The organism is Ostreiculturibacter nitratireducens (assembly GCF_032670585.1).
GTDB lineage: Bacteria > Pseudomonadota > Alphaproteobacteria > Rhodobacterales > Rhodobacteraceae > Ostreiculturibacter > Ostreiculturibacter nitratireducens.
The window spans coordinates 318,041-336,139 of sequence record NZ_JAVQHL010000002.1 but is presented as its reverse complement, the minus strand read 5'-3'; the positions used below and the strand labels follow the sequence as shown (position 1 = coordinate 336,139).

At 67.6% G+C, this 18,099-nt stretch carries 15 protein-coding genes; 12 read left to right on the top strand and 3 right to left on the bottom strand.

The features are described from left to right. Window positions 1-54: 54 nt before the first annotated feature. From ABCN56_RS08910 to ABCN56_RS08900, 3 genes are all read right to left on the bottom strand, one after another. A complete protein-coding gene (locus ABCN56_RS08910; RefSeq protein WP_343080459.1) occupies window positions 55-372 on the bottom strand; it encodes an H-NS histone family protein in 318 nt (105 codons plus the stop codon). Window positions 373-462: 90 nt separating this feature from the next. Further along, a complete protein-coding gene (locus tag ABCN56_RS08905) occupies window positions 463-1,017 on the bottom strand; it encodes an ActR/PrrA/RegA family redox response regulator transcription factor (RefSeq protein WP_343080458.1) in 555 nt (184 codons plus the stop codon). 51 nt (window positions 1,018-1,068) lie between these two features. After that, window positions 1,069-1,713: an SCO family protein gene (locus tag ABCN56_RS08900; RefSeq protein ID WP_343080457.1), complete on the bottom strand. Its 645-nt coding sequence runs from the start codon at window positions 1,711-1,713 to the stop codon at window positions 1,069-1,071. 92 nt (window positions 1,714-1,805) lie between these two features. Between ABCN56_RS08900 and regB the strand changes: the two genes are divergently transcribed. The 12 genes from regB to ABCN56_RS08840 all read left to right on the top strand — a co-directional run bounded on the left by regB (window position 1,806) and on the right by ABCN56_RS08840 (window position 18,090). Further along, window positions 1,806-3,194, top strand: a complete 1,389-nt coding sequence (gene regB, locus ABCN56_RS08895; protein ID WP_343080456.1) for a sensor histidine kinase RegB — start codon at window positions 1,806-1,808, stop codon at window positions 3,192-3,194. Between the two features lie 65 nt (window positions 3,195-3,259). Next, entirely contained in the window at window positions 3,260-4,882 is a 1,623-nt protein-coding gene (locus ABCN56_RS08890) for a PAS-domain containing protein (RefSeq protein ID WP_343080455.1), read from the top strand. A gap of 52 nt (window positions 4,883-4,934) precedes the next feature. Beyond that, entirely contained in the window at window positions 4,935-5,453 is a 519-nt protein-coding gene (tsaE, locus tag ABCN56_RS08885) for a tRNA (adenosine(37)-N6)-threonylcarbamoyltransferase complex ATPase subunit type 1 TsaE (RefSeq protein ID WP_343080454.1), read from the top strand. After that, entirely contained in the window at window positions 5,446-6,459 is a 1,014-nt protein-coding gene (locus tag ABCN56_RS08880) for an aminoglycoside phosphotransferase family protein (protein WP_343080453.1), read from the top strand. The genes tsaE and ABCN56_RS08880 overlap by 8 nt, the downstream gene beginning before the upstream one ends. Continuing rightward, window positions 6,459-7,136: a nucleotidyltransferase family protein gene (locus ABCN56_RS08875; RefSeq protein ID WP_343080452.1), complete on the top strand. Its 678-nt coding sequence runs from the start codon at window positions 6,459-6,461 to the stop codon at window positions 7,134-7,136. The genes ABCN56_RS08880 and ABCN56_RS08875 overlap by 1 nt, the downstream gene beginning before the upstream one ends. Then, the gene (gene addB / locus ABCN56_RS08870) at window positions 7,129-10,077 is read left to right on the top strand and encodes a double-strand break repair protein AddB (RefSeq protein ID WP_343080451.1); all 2,949 of its coding nucleotides are present in this window, start codon (window positions 7,129-7,131) and stop codon (window positions 10,075-10,077) included. Before ABCN56_RS08875 ends, addB begins: the two co-directional genes overlap by 8 nt. Next, window positions 10,077-13,469 carry a double-strand break repair helicase AddA gene (gene addA / locus ABCN56_RS08865; RefSeq protein WP_343080450.1) on the top strand — a complete coding sequence of 1,131 codons (3,393 nt, stop codon included), beginning with the start codon at window positions 10,077-10,079 and terminating at the stop codon, window positions 13,467-13,469. Before addB ends, addA begins: the two co-directional genes overlap by 1 nt. Window positions 13,470-13,525: 56 nt before the next feature. Then, window positions 13,526-13,846 (top strand): thioredoxin, encoded by a 321-nt coding sequence (gene trxA / locus ABCN56_RS08860; RefSeq protein ID WP_343080449.1) that lies wholly within the window; start codon window positions 13,526-13,528, stop codon window positions 13,844-13,846. Between the two features lie 109 nt (window positions 13,847-13,955). Beyond that, window positions 13,956-14,513, top strand: coding sequence for an ATP-dependent protease subunit HslV (hslV, locus tag ABCN56_RS08855; protein WP_343080448.1), 558 nt, complete (start codon window positions 13,956-13,958; stop codon window positions 14,511-14,513). Beyond that, window positions 14,506-15,600 carry a hypothetical protein gene (locus ABCN56_RS08850; RefSeq protein ID WP_343080447.1) on the top strand — a complete coding sequence of 365 codons (1,095 nt, stop codon included), beginning with the start codon at window positions 14,506-14,508 and terminating at the stop codon, window positions 15,598-15,600. Before hslV ends, ABCN56_RS08850 begins: the two co-directional genes overlap by 8 nt. Then, window positions 15,597-16,904: an ATP-dependent protease ATPase subunit HslU gene (gene hslU, locus ABCN56_RS08845; RefSeq protein ID WP_343080446.1), complete on the top strand. Its 1,308-nt coding sequence runs from the start codon at window positions 15,597-15,599 to the stop codon at window positions 16,902-16,904. Before ABCN56_RS08850 ends, hslU begins: the two co-directional genes overlap by 4 nt. Window positions 16,905-16,965: 61 nt before the next feature. Beyond that, entirely contained in the window at window positions 16,966-18,090 is a 1,125-nt protein-coding gene (locus tag ABCN56_RS08840; RefSeq protein ID WP_343080445.1) for an alpha/beta hydrolase, read from the top strand. Window positions 18,091-18,099: the final 9 nt, after the last annotated feature.

The following is an 18,099-nucleotide window of genomic DNA, read 5'->3' as shown; positions in this document are numbered from 1 at the left end:
AATATGGGTGCCGATCTTCCCAGGTCCTGTTAACCCGACGCGCCAGTCCGGCGATCAGATCTTCAGATCATCGAGCGTTTTTCCGGATTGAAGCGCCTCTTCGACCCAGCGCGGCCGGCGGCCACGACCGGTCCAGGTATTGCTCGGGTCTTTCGGATTGGCGTACTTCGGCGCAACGGCCGCGCGTTTGCGCCGGGGCTTCACATCGCCGGTCAATTCGGAAAGCGTGAAGCCGAGTTGACGAGCCTTTTCCTCGATCTGGGCAAGCGCTTCTTTCTTCTTCCGCTCTTCAAAAGAAACGATTGCCTTTTGTACTTTTGCCGAAAGCTCCTTGAGTTCTTTCAGCGACATTCCGTCGAGATCGATTTTCATGATTGCTCCAGGGGTCTTTAACAGTGAGCAATATGTCGGATTTGCCGAATCGCGGCAACCTAACTCAATGGATAGGTTTTTTCGTCCCGCCTATTTCGGGCTGCGCTTGGCCAATATCCGCTGAAGGGTCCGTCGGTGCATATTCAGGCGCCGCGCGGTTTCGGAAACATTGCGATCGCAGAGTTCATAAACACGCTGGATATGTTCCCAGCGAACTCGGTCCGCGGACATCGGGTTTTCCGGCGGCGGAGGAAGCATCTCGCCCTTCGAGAGGAGCGCGTTGGTAATGTCGTTGGCGTCCGCGGGCTTGGCCAGATAATCCGTCGCGCCGATCTTCACGGCGGCCACCGCGGTCGCGATCGCCCCGTACCCGGTCAGCACGACGACCCGGCAATCCGGGCGGACCTCCCGGAGCGTTTCCACGACATCAAGGCCGTTCCCGTCCTCGAGCCGCAGATCCACGACCGCAAAGGCCGGCGGCCGCGCCATTGCCGCGGCCTTTCCCTGCGCGACGCTTTCGGCGGTTTCGGGAACGAAACCCCGCTTTTCCATGGCCCGGGCCAGACGCTTCAGGAATGGCTCATCGTCATCCACCAGGAGAAGCGACCGGTCAGGTCCGATATCCTCGAGTTCTTCCTCGGTCATCTTGTTTCCTGGGTTTCGTTAAAATGGTTCTAGGTGCTGCAATTCGGCTTTTCAACCACCGTGGGCCTGTTCTGCCGCCTCGATGAAGCAAGCGGTCCGTTTCGCCATGTCCTCTGGAGGCACTTCGCGGCCGAAGAACTCGACGAAGCCGTAGTCCGGAAGCATCAGGTAGGTGTGGGTCATGTGGTCGACGAGGTAATACTCGTCCTCCGGGTTCTTGGGCACGTTGTAGAATGTCTTGTAGACTTGGGCCACGGACTTGATCTCCTCCGGCGTGCCGGTGAGACCGATCATCCTGGGGTGTATGTAATCCGTCCATTCCTTCAGGACCTCGGGCGTGTCCCGGCCCGGATCTACCGAGATGAAGACGGGCGTGACCTCGTGGCCCATCTCCTCCAGCGCGTCGACGGCCTCGGCGTTCCGCGCGGTGTCGAGCGGGCAGATGTCGGGGCAGAAGGTATAGCCGAAGTAGACGAAGGTCGGCTTCGTGATGACGTCGCGTTCCGTCACCCTCGCGCCGTTCTCGTCGGTCAGGGTGAACGGTCCGCCGATCGCGCCGCCGCCGCCCGCGACCTGGCTTGCACGGCACTCCGCGAATATGTCGTCGCCGTTCCGTGTAACGGCGAGCATGGCGACGAGGCCGATGGCGACCGCCGAAGTGGCGGCGACGGCATATGTGCGTGTGCTTGCAGGCATGGCATCCCCAATTCCAAGATCGGCGCATTGATCGCCCATCGGGGCCGGACTATCAATCGCGGAACGCGCGAATGTGAAGTCAGGACTGTGCCATGCCGCCCTTGGGCACGAACCACACCTCCCGCGAGATGCACAGCGACTGGGTCAGGCTTCGCACGCTGATCCTTCTGCGTTGGGCCGCGATATTCGGTCAGCTGGCGGCGATCGCGGTCGCCTATCGCTACTACGACATCGACCTGCCGCTGGGCCCCAGCCTTCTGGTCGTCGGCGCCGCCATCGCCATCAATCTCGTTGCCGCCTTCGTCTTTCCTGGCGCGAAGCGCCTGACGGAGACCGAGGCGACGCTGACTCTTCTTTTCGACGTCTCGCAATTGACCGCACTCCTGTTTCTGACCGGGGGCCTGTCAAATCCCTTCGCGCTCCTGATCCTCGCGCCGGCCACGATCGCGGCCACCGCGCTGCGGACCCGCTCCACGATATTTCTCGGCCTCGTTACGATCACGCTCGTCACTCTCCTCAACTTCTATCACCTGCCCCTGCGGATGAGTTCGGGCGAGGAGCTGCTTGTGCCGCGGCTCTTTTCCTTCGGCTTCTGGCTCGCCATCGTCATCGGCGTCCTGTTCCTCGGCCTCTACGCCCGCCGGGTGGCGAGCGAGACGCATTCGATGGGCCAGGCGCTTCTGGCCGCGCAGCTCGCCCTCGCGCGGGAACAGAAACTGACCGACCTGGGCGGAGTCGTCGCGGCGGCGGCGCATGAGCTCGGCACGCCGCTCGCGACGATAAAGCTCACCAGCGCGGAGCTCGCGGACGAACTGTCGGACCGTCCCGATCTGCAGGCCGACGCGGAGCTGATCCGCCAGCAGGCCGACCGGTGCCGCGATATTCTCAGGTCGATGGGCCGAGCCGGAAAGGACGATCTGCACCTGCGGTCAGCGCCCCTTTCCGAGGTCATCCGCGAGGCCGCTGAGCCCCATGCCGACCGCGGCAAGGAACTGCACGTCGACGTCGTTCCCGGACCGGGCGGCGAGAACAGGCAGCCCGCGGTCCTGCGTCGGCCGGAGATCATTCACGGCCTTCGCAACCTCGTCCAGAACGCCGTCGACTTCGCCAAGGCGAATGTCTGGGTGGATGCCGAATGGACGGACACGCGCCTGATGGTGAGGATAGTGGACGACGGCCCGGGCTATCCGACGCAGCTTCTTGGCCGGATCGGGGACCCGTTCATAGGCCACCGTCCCGCCGAGGACGACCGCGTGGCCCGTTCGGGCTACGAAGGAATGGGCCTTGGCCTTTTCATCGCCAAGACACTTCTCGAGCGCACGGGCGCGCGGCTCACCTTCGCGAATGCCGCCGACCCGTTCCTCACCGCCGAGGAACGCCCGCCTCGGTGCGGCGCCATCGTCGAGGTGGTGTGGCCCCGGGGAGAGATCGAGCCCGCATCGGAGGGCGGCCTGGGCGAGAACGTACTGATAACAGGGTGACGTTCCGGCAGCAGCCTTAACGGCCGGTTAACCATTCCCGACAAACCTGACCGGGCAGGCAGGAGATGTTCGGGAAGGCTGGGACCGGAATGCTGACAAACATGATTCTCGCTCTCGCCCTGGTCGCGACCTCGGTGGCGGCCGCGCTGATCGCGCTTCTGCTCGTAAGCGTGCTGAGAAGCCGCCAGCAGCCACGGCCGCGGATCGCGGACACCGCGCCTGCGCTGGAACCGACGGTCTTCCTCTTCGATGACCGGACGCTCGTCGACGCGACCGCTCCGGCCTGGGCTCTGCTTCAGGCGACCCCTGTTCGCGGCGACGAGTGGTCGCGCCTGTCCGCCTTCCTCGCGCCGCGGTTCGAGAACTTCGAGGCCCGCATGGGGCGGCTCGCCGAGGAGGTCGTGATCGAACTGGCCGGGTCTGGCGACGCCCCCCTGCGCCTCAGGGCCGAGTATCACGAAGGTCTTGCGAGGATCACCCTTTCGGACCTCACCTCGGAGGGTCAGGCCGTGCTTGTCGACGGGATGTCGCAAAGGGCGCTGGAGGATGAGGTCACCAGTCTGCGCAAGGCTGTCGATTCAGCGCCGATCCTCGTCTGGCGCGAGGACGCCCGGGGTGACATCGTCTGGGCGAACCGGGCCTACCTCCTTCAGTCCGGCGCGCTCGAGGCCGAGGACGAGCTGACCTGGCCGCTCCCCGCGCTCTTCGAGGCTGCGCCAGACGCCAAGGCGGACCCGACCGTCCGGCGCGCCCGGATCGAACGGAACGGCAAGGCCCCGCTCTGGTTCGACTGTCACTCGCTTCCCGCTGCCGACGGTTCGCTGCATTACGCGCTGCCCGCCGACACGGCGGTCAGCGCGGAAATCTCCCTGCGTGAATTCGTTCAGACGCTGACGAAGACCTTCGCCGAGCTTCCGATCGGCCTCGCGATCTTCGACCGGCAGCGGCAACTGCAGCTGTTCAACCCGGCTCTGATCGACCTGACGACGCTCGGCGCCGATTTCCTCTCGGCGCGGCCCACGCTCTTTGCGTTCCTCGACCGTCTGCGCGACGCGCGGATGATGCCGGAGCCGAAGGATTACAGCAGCTGGCGCCAGAAGATGGCCGAACTCGAGAAGGCGGCGGCAAGCGGGCGCTTCGAGGAAACCTGGGCGTTGCCGTCGGGCCAGACCTACCGTGTCACCGGCCGGCCCCATCCCGAGGGCGCCGTGGCCTTCCTGATCGAGGACATCTCGTCCGAGGTTTCCCTGACCCGCCGCTTCCGGTCGGAACTGGAGCTAAGCCAGGCGGTCATCGACGCGATGGACGAGGCGATCGCGGTCTTTTCCACGGCCGGCGTGCTCATCCTGTCGAACCGCGGCTACGCCCACCTCTGGGGAACGGACCCCGGCACGACACTGGGAGAGGTCGGGATCGGTGAAGCGATGAAGACCTGGGAGGCGCAGGGCAACCCGGACCCCGTCTGGGCCGAGGCGCGCGACTTCGTGACCGAAATCGGTCCGCGCGCGAGCTGGGAGGCCAACGCCGGGCTGCGCGACGGCCGTTCGGTCGCCTGCCGCTTCGTTCCCCTCGCAGGCGGCGCGACGCTCGCGGGGTTCCGGGCCATCGGGGAAGCGCCGGCCCGGCGGGATGCGCCGGCGTCACGCGCCGGGACCGCCGGACAGAAGGCCCGCGCGGCCGCCGTCTGACACCCCAGCGAAGCGGCCTTGCGGCTCCTGCGGGGGAGGGTAAAACTCCCCCATGTCGCACGCGCAACTCTTTGATCCGATCACTCTCACGCTCCGCCTCGGGTCCGAGGACGAGACGCGCGCGCTTGCCCAGAAGATCGCGCCCTTGCTCACGCCCGGCGACACGCTTCTCCTCGACGGACCCATCGGCGCGGGAAAGACCTTCTTCGCACGGACCCTTATCCAGACGCTCCAGGAACGCGACGGACGTGTGGAAGAGGTGCCCTCGCCGACCTTTACCCTCGTTCAGACCTATGAGGTGGGCGGGGTCGAAATCTGGCATGCAGACCTTTACCGCCTGACATCACCTGACGAGATCACGGAGCTGGGCCTTGAGGAGGCTTTTGCCAGCGCGATCTGCCTCGTCGAATGGCCCAACCGGCTCGACGATCTGACGCCCGAAAATGCACTGACCCTGAAGTTCAGGGCCGAGCCCGGGACGGAGGCGCGACTGGTCGAGATGGCGGCCACCTCGCCACGGTGGGCGCCGCTCCTTGCAGACCTCGCAGGCTGGACTGGCGGCGATGACTGAGCGTACGGGTCTCGCATCGGCATTCCTCGAAAGCGCGGGCTGGGGAACGGCCGCCAAGACCCCACTCGCCGGCGACGCCTCCGCCCGGCGCTATTTCCGGCTGAAGCGGGGAGACCTCGCGGCCGTCCTGATGGACGCGCCGGCCGACAGGGGGGAAGACATCGCGCCTTTCGTCCGGATGGCGCGATGGCTCCGCGGCGCAGGCTTCAGCGCCCCGGATATCCTCGCCGAAGACGCGGACCGGGGCTTTCTGCTTCTCGAGGACCTGGGCGACGACCTCTTCGCCTCGCTCATGGCAGAGGACCCATCCCGCGAAGTCCCGCTCTACTCCGCCGCCGCGGATTTCCTGACGGATCTGCACCGGCACCAGCCGCCCGGCTGGCTCGTCCCATACGACCCAAGGACCCTTGGCGAGATGGTGCGGATCACATCCGAGTGGTACCTGCCGGCCCTGGGCGCGGACCCTTCGGCGGCCGAAGACCTTCCCGCCCTCGTCCGCGATGCTGGCGAGCGGCTGCTTTCCGACACCTCCGTCGTGTGCCTCAGGGATTTCCATGCGGAAAACCTGATCTGGCTGCCGGAAAGAGAGGGGACCGCGCGCGTCGGGCTTCTCGATTTCCAGGACGCCTTCGCCGGGCATCCGGCCTATGACCTCGTCTCGCTCCTCCAGGACGCCCGGCGCGACGTGCCGCGGCCGGTGGAGGCGATGATCGTCGCGAGGTTCCTCGACGCGAATGGATACGAGCACGAGCGTTTCTCCGCGGCCTATGCCCTGCTCGGCGCCCAGCGCAACCTTCGCATCCTCGGCGTCTTCGCCCGCCTTGCCCTGAGCGCGGGGAAGCCGCAGTATCTGCGCCTGATCCCCCGGGTCTGGGGCTATGTCCGGCGCAATCTCGCCCATCCCGAACTCGCGGCGCTGGCGCGCCTGGTCGGCGAAAGCTTCCCAGACCCCGAACCGAAAACACTGCGAAAGATCGCCGAGAGATGCCTGCCGCCTTTCCCCTGATGCTCTTCGCCGCAGGTTTCGGCACGAGGATGGCGCCCCTGACGGACGACCGGCCGAAGCCTCTCATCAAGGTGGGGGGCCGGGCGCTCATCGACCACGCGCTGGCGCTGGCCGACGAAAGCGGTGTCGTCGCGCGGAAGGTCGTGAACCTGCACTACCTCGCCGACCAGATTCGCGCGCACCTTTCCGACAGGCCCGACATCGCGCTCTCGCACGAGACGCCCGACATACTCGACACCGGGGGCGGTCTCAGGGAGGCGATGCCGCTTCTCGGCGCTGAACATGTCATGGCACTGAACACCGACGCGGTCTGGACCGGCCCGAACCCGCTCGCGGCCCTTGCCGGGGCCTGGGACGCAGACCGCATGGACGCGCTGCTGCTTCTCGTTCCCCGTGAAAGGGCGCTTGGCCACACGGGTAAGGGGGACTTCGCCATCGATCCCGAGGGAAGGCTGACGCGGTCGCCGGGACATGTCTACACCGGGGCGCAGATCCTCTCGACCGGCGTTCTCCGGCATGTGCCGGACCGGGTCTTCTCGCTCAACCGCGTCTGGGACATCGCGCAGTCCCGCGGCCGTCTGTTCGGGATCATCCACGAGGGCGGGTGGTGTGATGTCGGCCGGCCGGATTGCATCGCGATCGCCGAAACGATGCTCCGCGAGGCCGCGGATGTTTGAGCGTTCCGACAAGCCGCGCCTTTTCGCGCTGCCCTCGGGGGCGGACTTCCCGCGACTTCTGGTCGAGGGTCTCCTCGAACGGGCCGGCGCGATGCCGCCCGAGGCGCTCGCCCGCACGACGCTCTACGTCAACACGCGCCGGATGCAGCGCAGGGTGCGCGAGGTGTTCGACGACTTCGGCGCGCGGCTTCTGCCGCGCCTGCGCCTCGTCACGGATATCGGTTCCGACCCGCTGTCGGGCCTCCCCGCGCCGGTTCCCTCGCTGCGCCGGCGGCTCGAGCTTGCGCAGCTCGTCCGGGGGCTCGTCGAGCGGGAAAGCGATTTCGCCCCCGGAACGGCGGTCTTCGACCTCGCGGACAGCCTCGCCGACCTCATGGACGAGATGCACGGCGAAGGCGTCCCGCCCGAGGCGCTGGACCGGCCGTCTCTCGCGGAAAATCACGCCGCGCACTGGGAACGCAGCCTGAAGTTCATCCGCATCGTCGCGCGCTATTTCGACGCCGACGCCGCGCCGGACGCCCAGGCACGGCAGCGGCGCGTGATCGAGGCCCTTGCGGCGCGCTGGCTGACGTCTCCGCCGGAGGATCCCGTGATCGTCGCCGGTTCGACCGGATCGCGCGGCGCGACGGCTCTTTTCCTCCGCGCGGTGGCGGCGCTGCCGCAGGGCGCGGTCGTCCTGCCGGGATACGACTTCGACATGCCGGACGCGATCTGGAACAGCCTCGACGCGGGCCCGAGCCCGGCCGAGGACCACCCGCAGTACCGCTTCCAGAGGCTCGTGCGGGACCTCGGGCTTTCGCATGGCGACGTGGCGCGCTGGACCGGGCACGAACCGCCCTCGCCGCCGCGGAACAGGCTCCTTTCGCTGGCGTTCCGGCCCGCGCCGGTCACCGACCAGTGGATGAGCGAGGGGCCCCGCCTGACCGGCATCGCCGAGGCGACCGAGGGTCTGACCCTGATCGAGGCGCAGGACCCGCGCAGCGAGGCCGTGGCGATCGCCCTTGCCCTGCGCGAGGCGGCGGAGACCGGGGCCCGCGCGGCGCTGATCTCTCCCGACCGCCTGTTGACCCGGCGCGTTGCGGCCGCGCTCGACCGGTGGGGGGTTCTTCCCGACGACAGCGCCGGGCAGCCGCTCGCGCTTTCACCACCGGGAAGGTTCCTGCGGCATGTCGCGGCCTTGGCGGGCCGGCGCGTGACGATGGAGGCGCTGCTGACGCTCCTCAAGCACCCGCTGACCGCTACGGGCTCGGGCGAACGGGGTCCGCATCTGCGCTTCACGCGGGAACTTGAGCTGCACCTGCGCCGCCACGGACCCGCCTTCCCCGACCACGCCGCCCTCTCTGCCTGGGCCGCCAGCCGGCCCGAGGACGGTCGCGCCGAATGGGCCGAATGGCTCGGGCGAACGCTCCATGGCGTCGAGGCCGCCGGGGAAGCGCCGCTTGCGGACTGGGTCGAAGCCCACCTCATGCGCGCAGAGGCGCTTGCGGCCGGCCCCGGCGGCACAGCCGAGGCAAGCGGCCTGTGGCGCGAGGCCGCCGGTGCCGAAGCGTTCCGTGTCATGAGCGAGCTCCGCCGCGAGGCAGAACATGGAGGACCATACACGCCTGCGGGCTATGGCGACCTCCTCGCCTCGCTCCTGGGCGCGGCGAGCGCGCGACAGGCGGAGATCCCCCATCCGACCGTGGCGATCTGGGGCACGCTCGAGGCGCGCGTTCAGGGTGCCGAGCTTGTCATCCTCGGCGGGCTCAACGAAGGCGTCTGGCCGGAGGCCCCGCCCCCCGACCCCTGGCTTTCGCGCCAGATGCGGCAGAAGGCGGGACTTCTGTTGCCGGAACGCAGGATCGGTCTTTCGGCGCATGACTTCGAACAGGCCGCCTGCGCCCCGCGCGTCATCCTGTCGCGCGCCGTGCGCGACGCCGAGGCGCAGACGGTCGCCTCGCGCTGGCTGAACCGGCTCACGAACCTCCTCGACGGGCTCGGCGCGAATGGCGGCCCGGAGGCTCTGGAGGCGATGAAGGATCGCGGCAAGCACTGGCTTTCCCTCGCCGCCGCGCTGGAAACCCCGACCGCCGAGGTTCCCGCCGCGCCACGCCCGGCCCCACGCCCGCCGGCGGCCGCGCGCCCCCGCGAGCTGCCGGTGACCGAGATTTCGCGCCTGATCCGCGACCCTTACGCCGTCTATGCGAAACGCATCCTGCGGCTGCGACAGCTCGACCCGATCCGGCCGGAGCCGGATGCCCGCGAACGCGGCACCGCACTGCACCGGATCGTGGAAGATTTCGTGCGCGGCCATCCCGATGCCGAAACGCCGGAAGCCGCGCGCGCCCGGCTCATGGCGATAACCGACCATGTCCTGTCGGAGGAAATCCCCTGGCCCGCCGCCCGCAGGCTCTGGCGCACGCGGATCGAAAAGATCGCTTCCGCCTTCGTCCGCACCGAAGCTGCGCGTCTTGCGCGGGGCAGGCCGGAATTGCTGGAAGACCCCGGCGCCGTCGTGCTTCCCGAAATCGGCTTCACCCTGACCGCGCGCCCCGACCGGATCGACGTGCTCGAAGATGGGCGGGTGCATATCTACGACTACAAGTCCGGCAAGCCGCCGTCGGAAAAACAGCAGAGACTTTTCGAAAAGCAGCTTCTCCTCGAGGCGGCCATGGCCGAGCGCGGCGGTTTCAAGGCTCTCGGCCCGAGCGAGGTGGAAGGCGCGACCTATATCCGGCTCGGCGGCGAGGGTGAGGAAGAACCCGTGGACGTCGGCCAGGACACTCTGAACCAGGCGTGGGAGGGGCTGATCCGCCTGATCGCCCGCTACCTGTCGAAGGAACAGGGCTACACCTCCCGCCGCGCTGTGGCGAACACCCGCCACGAAGGCGATTACGACCACCTCGCCCGCTGCGGCGAATGGGAGACGAACACACCCCCCGAACCCGAGGACGTGGGCTGATGCGGCGCGACGAAGCTTCCGAACGGCAGGTCCAGGCCGCCGACCCGGGCACGTCCACCTGGCTTTCCGCGAACGCCGGTTCCGGCAAGACGCGCGTTCTGACGGACCGCGTGGCGCGGCTTCTCCTCGAAGGGACCGAACCGCAGCACATTCTCTGCCTGACGTACACCAAGGCCGCCGCGGCCGAGATGCAGAACCGCCTCTTCGCCCGGCTCGGCGCATGGGCGATGCTGCCCGAGGAGAAGCTCCGGGACGAACTGAGGAAACTTGGCGAGGATGGCACGATCGGGACCGAGATGCTCGCCAAGGCCCGCCGCCTCTTCGCGCGCGCAATCGACGCGCCGGGCGGGCTGAAGATCCAGACGATCCACTCCTTCTGCGCCGCGCTCCTGCGCCGTTTCCCGCTGGAGGCCGGCGTATCGCCCGATTTCACCGAGATGGACGACCGCGCCGCCAACCTGATGCGCGCCGAGATCGTCGAGGAACTGGCGGACGGCGCGGACATCGCGGCGGTGGACGCGGTGGCGAGTCTCATGTCGGGCGAGGACTTCGCGCCCCTCCTCGGGGACCTCTGCCGCAACATCGAGGAGTTCTCCCACCCGCTGAACGCCGAGGCGGCCTGGAGCCTGTTCGGCCTTCCGACGGGGTTCGATGCCGGCGCGCTTCTCGGTGAGGTCTTCCTGGGCGGAGAGGCGGAGCTGATCGCAAAGCTCCTGCCGCTTCTACTCGGAAGCTCCACGAACGACGTGAAAGCCGGGAACAAACTCGCGGCGGCGGACTTCTCCGCACCGGGGCCGGCGACGCTGGCGATCTTGGAAAACGTCCTGCTCACCGGTGAAGGTGCGAAAGTGCCTTTCAGCGCCAAGATCGGCTCATTCCCGACGAAGGGCCTTTCGAACGGGCCGGCGGCTCCGTTGATCCCGGCGCTCGAGGCGCTGATGCTGCGCGTCGAAGCGGCGCGCGAACGGCGGATCGCGCTGGCCGCCGCCGAAAAGACCCTCGCGCTCCACCGCTTCGCCGCCGCCTTCCTGCCGCGCTACACGGCGCGCAAGGCCCTGCGCGGCTGGCTCGACTTCGACGACCTCATCACCCGCGCCGCCGCGCTTCTGTCCGACCGGAGCGTCGCGCAGTGGGTGCTCTACCGGCTCGACGGCGGCATCGACCACATCCTCGTCGACGAGGCGCAGGACACGAGCCCCGGACAGTGGACGGTGATCGAGCGCATCGCCGAGGAATTCACCTCGGGCGAGGGCGCGCGGGACCGGGCGCGCACGATCTTCGTCGTCGGCGACAAGAAGCAGTCGATCTACTCCTTCCAGGGAGCGGACCTGCGAGAGTTCGAGCGGATGCGCGAGCATTTCATGGCGAAGTTCGCCGCCGTCCGCCGCCCGATGCAGAGCCTCGAGCTTCAGCATTCGTTTCGGTCATCCGAGGCGATCCTGCGGCTCGTGGACCTCACGATGGACGCACGCGTGAACCACGGCCTCGGCGGGCAGACCACGCATATCGCCTTCCACGAGGCCAAGCCGGGGCGCGTGGACCTCTGGCCGCCCGTCGAGAAGGTCGAGGAACCGGAACCGGAGAACTGGTACGACCCGACCGACCTCCTGGGAGAGGAACATCACACCCTGCGCCTCGCCCGGCGCATCGCGCGCGAAGTGAAGCGGATGATCGACGTCGGCACGCGGATCAAGACGTCGACAGGGCCGCGCGCCATCCATGAGGGCGACGTCCTGATCCTCGTCCAGCGCCGGTCGCCTCTGTTCGCCGAGGTCATCCGAGCCTGCAAGGCGGAAGGGCTCGAAGTTGCCGGGGCGGACCGCCTGAAGCTTGGCGCGGAACTCGCGGTCAAGGACCTCGGCGCGCTCCTGTCGTTTCTCGCGACCCCGGAGGACGACCTGTCGCTCGCCGCCGCGCTCCGCTCGCCCCTTTTCGGGTGGTCCGAGGCCGATCTCTACGCCCTCGCCCAGCCCCGCGCGCACAAGGAATACCTTTGGGCCGCGCTTCGGCAAAAGAAAGAGGAACACCCCGAAACGCTCGAGATCCTCTCGGACCTCCTCGGCCGGGCGGACTACCTCAGACCCTACGAACTGATCGAGCGCGTGCTGACGCGCCATGACGGCCGCCGCAGACTTCTCGCCCGCCTCGGCCCGGAAGCGGAGGACGGCATCGACGAACTTCTTTCCCAGGCCCTCGCCTTCGAGCAGAGCGAGGTGCCGAGCCTCACCGGCTTCCTCGTCTGGCTTCAGACCGACGATGTCGAGGTCAAGCGCCGCCTCGAAGGCGGCGGGCGTTCGATCCGGGTGATGACCGTCCACGGCGCAAAAGGGCTCGAGGCGCCGATCGTCATCCTGCCCGACACGGCGAAATCCAACCCGCCGATGCGCGACGAGGTCTTCAGGGTCGGACAGGGCCACGCGGTCTGGAAGACCGGCAAGACCGAAAGCCCCGCCATCATCGCCGCCGAACGAGCGGAGATGGAGGAGCGGAGGCGTGAGGAACGGATGCGGCTCCTCTACGTCGCCATGACGCGGGCGGAAAGTTGGCTCATCGTCTGCGCGGCCGGCGATGTGGGCAACGGCGAGGACAGCTGGTATTCGCTGATCCGGGACGGGATGGAAAAGGCCGGGGCCGAAACGAATCTGACCGCGGTCGAGGCCGAACTGGGCTTTGGCCCCGTGCAACGGATGCAGTACGGCGACTGGCCGGAACCAAGACGGGACGAGAAGGGCGCGGAAACCCGGCTACCCGCACTGCCCGGCTGGGCGCTGTCCCGAGCCCCGGCGCTGCCGGAACCCGACAAGGCGCTCTCGCCCTCGGACCTCGGCGGCGCCAAGGCCTTGCCCGGCGAGGCGGCGGAGCGCGACGAGGAGGCCGCCAAACGGCACGGGCGGCAGTTGCACCTGCTTCTCGAACATCTGCCTCTCTGGCCCGAGGCGGAATGGGCCGACGTCGCGCGAACCTTGCTGGAAACCGGCGAGGATTCGGCACTTCCGAGTGAAATAGAGCCGCTTTTCGAAGAGGCGCGCAGGGTTCTGACGGCCCCTGCGATGCGCGCCTACCTCGGGCCTTCGGCGCTGGTGGAGGCCGAAATCACCGCGCGTCTTCCCGAACTCGGCGGCCGGCTCATCCACGGCGCCATCGACCGGCTGGTGGTCGAAGCCGACCGGGTCCTGGCGATCGACTACAAGTCGAACGCAGTCGTTCCGCCGTCGGCGCGGGAGGTGCCCGAGGGCATCTTGCGGCAGATGGGTGCATATGCCGCGGCGCTGTCCCGGATCTATCCCGGCAGAGAGATCGCAACCGCAATATTGTGGACGAGGACGGGAGAACTGATGGCGCTCGATCCCGAGGTCGTGAGGGAAGCGCTGACATCCACCCCTATCCCTTGACGCCACCCCACCCCACCAATACCTTCCCATCCGACAAATTCCCAAGGAGACGAAACATGGCCACCGTTGCCGTCAGCGATGCAACTTTCGACGCCGAAGTGCGTCAGTCCGACATTCCCGTCGTCGTGGATTTCTGGGCTGAGTGGTGCGGCCCGTGCAAGATGATCGGTCCGGCTCTCGAAGAGCTGTCGAACGAATACGCCGGCAAGGTGAAGATCGTGAAGGTCAACGTCGATGAAAACCCGAACTCGCCCGCGCAGATGGGCGTTCGCGGCATCCCGGCGCTGTTCCTCTTCAAGGACGGCCAGGTCGTCTCCAACAAGATCGGCGCCGCGCCGAAAGCGGCCCTGCAAAGCTGGATCGACTCCTCGATCTGAGCGACGCGAAACACGGGGAAAGGGGCGCCAGGGGGCGCCCCTTTTTCGTGCGCCGTTGCAGCCGCCCGGGTGCGCGGCCATATAGTCCCTGACAAATGGAGGGCACGCGATGGCGGAAGACAGGTTCCCCGGCTGGCATGGCACGACGATCCTTGCGGTGCGGAGGGGCGGCGAGGTCGTGGTCGCCGGCGACGGGCAGGTGAGCCTCGGCCAGACGGTGATCAAGGGGACGGCCCGCAAGGTGCGGCGCCTCTCGCCGGGCGGGAAGGATGTCGTCGTGGGCTTCGCTGGCTCCACCGCGGATGCCTTCACCCTTCTCGAACGGCTGGAAAAGAAACTCGAAGCCGCGCCGGGGCAGCTTCAGCGCGCCTGCGTCGAGCTGGCCAAGGACTGGCGCACGGACAAGTACCTCCAGAAGCTTGAGGCCATGCTGATCGTGACGGACGGATCGATGATCCTCGTCGTGACCGGCGCTGGTGACGTGCTGGAGCCCGAACACGACGTCGCCGCAATCGGATCGGGCGGAAACTTCGCGCTCGCCGCCGCGCGCGGGCTGATGGCAACCGACCTTCCGGCCGAGGACGTGGCCCGCAAGGCGATGGCGATCGCGGCCGATATCTGCGTCTACACCAACGGCAACCTGACCGTGGAGAAGATCGGTGGCTGACGCGAACGGCTCATTCGGCGCCGATGACGTCCGCGCGGCCGTTCAGGGCGGCATCCTGACCGAGGCGCAGGCGGCCTCCCTCCTCGCGCTGGCGCAATCGCGTGCCGGAACGCGGGGCGCGATGGGGCCGGAGGATGAACCCTTCGAGTTCTTCCGCGGCTTTTCCGAGATCTTCGTTTCCGTCGGTCTCCTGATCCTGCTCTCCGGGGTCGCGGGGCTGGTCAGCGTCGTTGGCGGACTCGGCGCGGTGATGCTCATTCCCCTCGTCATGGCCGGCGTCGCCTGGTGGTGGGCCGGTTACTTCACGCTGCGGCGGCGGATGAACCTGCCCTCGATGGTCCTCGCCTCGGCCTTCGGCCTGGGCATCTTCAGTTCGGCATTCGCGATACTCGGCGACGCGGATTCCCCGGCCCGCTCCGCCCTTGTCGGTGCCTGTCTCCTCGCCGGGGGGGCAATGGCGGCCTGGTACCGCCGTTTCCGTCTGCCGTTCGCGATGTTCGTCCTCGGCCTCTTCGGACTTGGCGCGATCTACGCGATGACAGCCTCGCTGGAGGCGATCCGTGGCTTCGGCGGCGGGTTCCACGGCGGCATATTCGACCTGAGGAACAGCCCTCAGTTCTCGCTCGCCACGCTGGTCTTCGGACTTCTGGCCTTCCTTGGCGGCATGTGGTTCGACACCCGCGACCCGCACCGCCTCGGCCGCTACGCCGCTACCGGGTTCTGGCTGCACCTTCTCGCCGCGCCCGCGCTGGTCAACACCGTGGCGCTCACGCTCTACAACATCGGCGGCTCGACGGGCATGCTCGCCACCGCCGCCGCACTGACGGCCATCGCCGTCCTCGCCCTCGCGATCGACCGCCGCAGCTTCCTGACCGCGGGCATCGTCTACATGGCGCTCCTGATCGCCTGGGCGGTGCGCGGCGACGGCGCGGCGAGCTTCGGCCAGTGGGTCGCGATCCTTCTCATCCTCGGCGCCTTCATCACCGCGCTCGGCACCTGGTGGGTGCCCCTGCGCGCGGGCCTGATGCGGGCGCTTCCCGACTTCCCCGGCAAGTCCCGCCTGCCGCCCTATACGGAGGCCAAATGACCAACCTCACCCCGCGCGAAATCGTCTCGGAACTCGACCGTTTCATCATCGGACAGAAGGACGCCAAGCGCGCCGTCGCGGTGGCGCTCAGGAACCGCTGGCGGCGCAAGCGCCTATCGGAGGACCTGCGCGACGAGGTCTATCCGAAGAACATCCTGATGATCGGGCCGACCGGCGTCGGCAAGACGGAAATCTCCCGCCGGCTCGCGAAGCTCGCCAAGGCTCCGTTCATCAAGATCGAGGCGACGAAGTTCACCGAGGTCGGCTATGTCGGCCGTGACGTCGAACAGATCATCCGGGACCTCGCCGACATCGCGATGGTCGAGACCCGCGAACGGATGCGCGAGGAGGTCAAGGCCCGCGCCCACAAGGCCGCCGAGGAACGCGTGATCGAGGCGATCGCCGGAGAGGACGCGCGGCCCCAGACGCGCGAGATGTTCCGCGAACGGCTGAAGCGCGGCGATCTCGACAACCAGATGATCGAGCTTGAGGTGGCGGAAGCCGGCCCGACGATGCCGACCCTCGACCTTCCCGGCCAGCCCGGCGCGAATATCGGGATGCTGAACCTCGGGGACATCTTCGGAAAGGCCTTCGGCGGCCGGCGCATCCGCAAGCGCATGACCGTGGCCGAAAGCTACGAAGTTCTGATCGGCGAGGAGGCCGACAAGCTTCTCGACGACGAGGCGGTGAAGGCCGCGGCGCTCGATGCCGTGCAGGAGAACGGCATCGTCTTCCTCGACGAGATCGACAAGATCTGTGCGCGCGCGGAAACCCGCGGCGCCGATGTCAGCCGCGAGGGCGTCCAGCGCGACCTCCTGCCGCTGATCGAGGGCACGACCGTTTCCACGAAATACGGCGCGGTGAAGACCGACCACATCCTCTTCATCGCCTCGGGCGCCTTCCATATCGCCAAGCCGTCGGACCTCCTGCCGGAGCTTCAGGGCCGCCTGCCGATCCGGGTGGAACTGCGCGCGCTGACCGAGGAGGACTTCGTCCGCATCCTCACCGAGACCGACAACGCGCTGACCCGGCAATACGCCGCCCTCATGAGCACGGAAGAGGTGAACGTCACCTTCTCCGAGGACGGGATCGCGGCGCTCGCCCGCATCGCGGCCGACGTCAACCGCAGCATCGAGAATATCGGCGCGCGGCGGCTCTATACCGTCATGGAGCGGGTCTTCGAGGAGCTTTCCTTCACCGCGCCCGACCGTTCCGGCGAGGCGGTGACGGTGGACGCGGCCTTCGTCGAGAAGAACGTCGGCGATCTTGCGCGCTCGGCGGATCTCAGCCGTTACGTTCTCTGATCGAAGGCTGGCAGCGCCTCCGCGTTTCGTCTATCCGGGCGTCAGACAAACGCGGAGCGTGGTGCAGTTGGTCCGGGTCCTATTTCTCGTCATTGTGGCTGCGCTCGCGGCTTGCGCGCCCCGAGGCGCGATCACCGTTGTCCCCTCTGCGGCCTCGGTCGGCACCACGCGGACCGTCTTCGTCGGCACCACCCGGGCTTCCGACGCCGAGAATGGCGATCTCTTCGGCTTCCCGCGGAGCCCGGAAACGCGCTTCGCTCGGTTCGACGTCTCCGTGCCTCCCGAGCGCAAGCCAGGAAAGATCGTCTGGCCAAAACCGCATCAGGCGCCCGATCCGGCAACAGAGTTCCTGACCACGCGCGAGGACCTTTTCGAGACCGAGGGTGACTTCCGAGCCGAGCTTGCACGAGCGCTCCGGACGGAGCCGAGCGGCGAACGCGAAGCGATCGTCTTCGTCCACGGCTTCAACAACACCTTCGCGGAAGGGCTCTACCGCGTCGCGCAGCTTGGCCATGACCTCGAACTTTCGGGCGTCAGCGTCCATTATTCGTGGCCCTCGCGCGCCAATCCGCTTGGCTACGCCTATGACCGGGACTCCGCGCTCTTCGCGCGCGACGGCCTGCAGGATCTTCTGAATGAGGTTTCCGCGGCAGGGGCTGACAGCATCATCCTCGTCGCGCATTCGATGGGATCGGCCCTGACGATGGAGACGCTGCGGCAAATTGCGATTGCCGATGACCGCCGGGTGCTGCCGAAGGTTGCCGGCGTGATCCTCATCTCTCCCGACATCGACGTCGACGTGTTCAAGGCCCAGGCCGCCCGGATGGGCAAACTGCCGCAGCCCTTCATCATCTTCACGTCGAGCAAGGACCGCGCTCTCCAGCTGTCCGCCCGCCTGACCGGGCAGCGGGACCGCCTCGGGAACCTCGAGGACATCGAGGAGATCGCCGATCTCGACGTGACGCTTCTGGACGTGAGCGCTTTCTCTGAGGGCCTCGGGCATTTCGCGGTCGGCGACAGCCCGCTTCTCCTTCGGATTCTCGGCCGGATGACCGATCTGGATGCGTCCTTCGCGGCGGATCCCACAGGCCGGACGGGCCTTCTGCCCGGGGTCGTGCTGACGGTGCAGAACGCCACCGAAATCGTCCTGAGCCCCGTCGCCGCGATCGGAGGCGCGGCGCAATAAGGCTGGGCA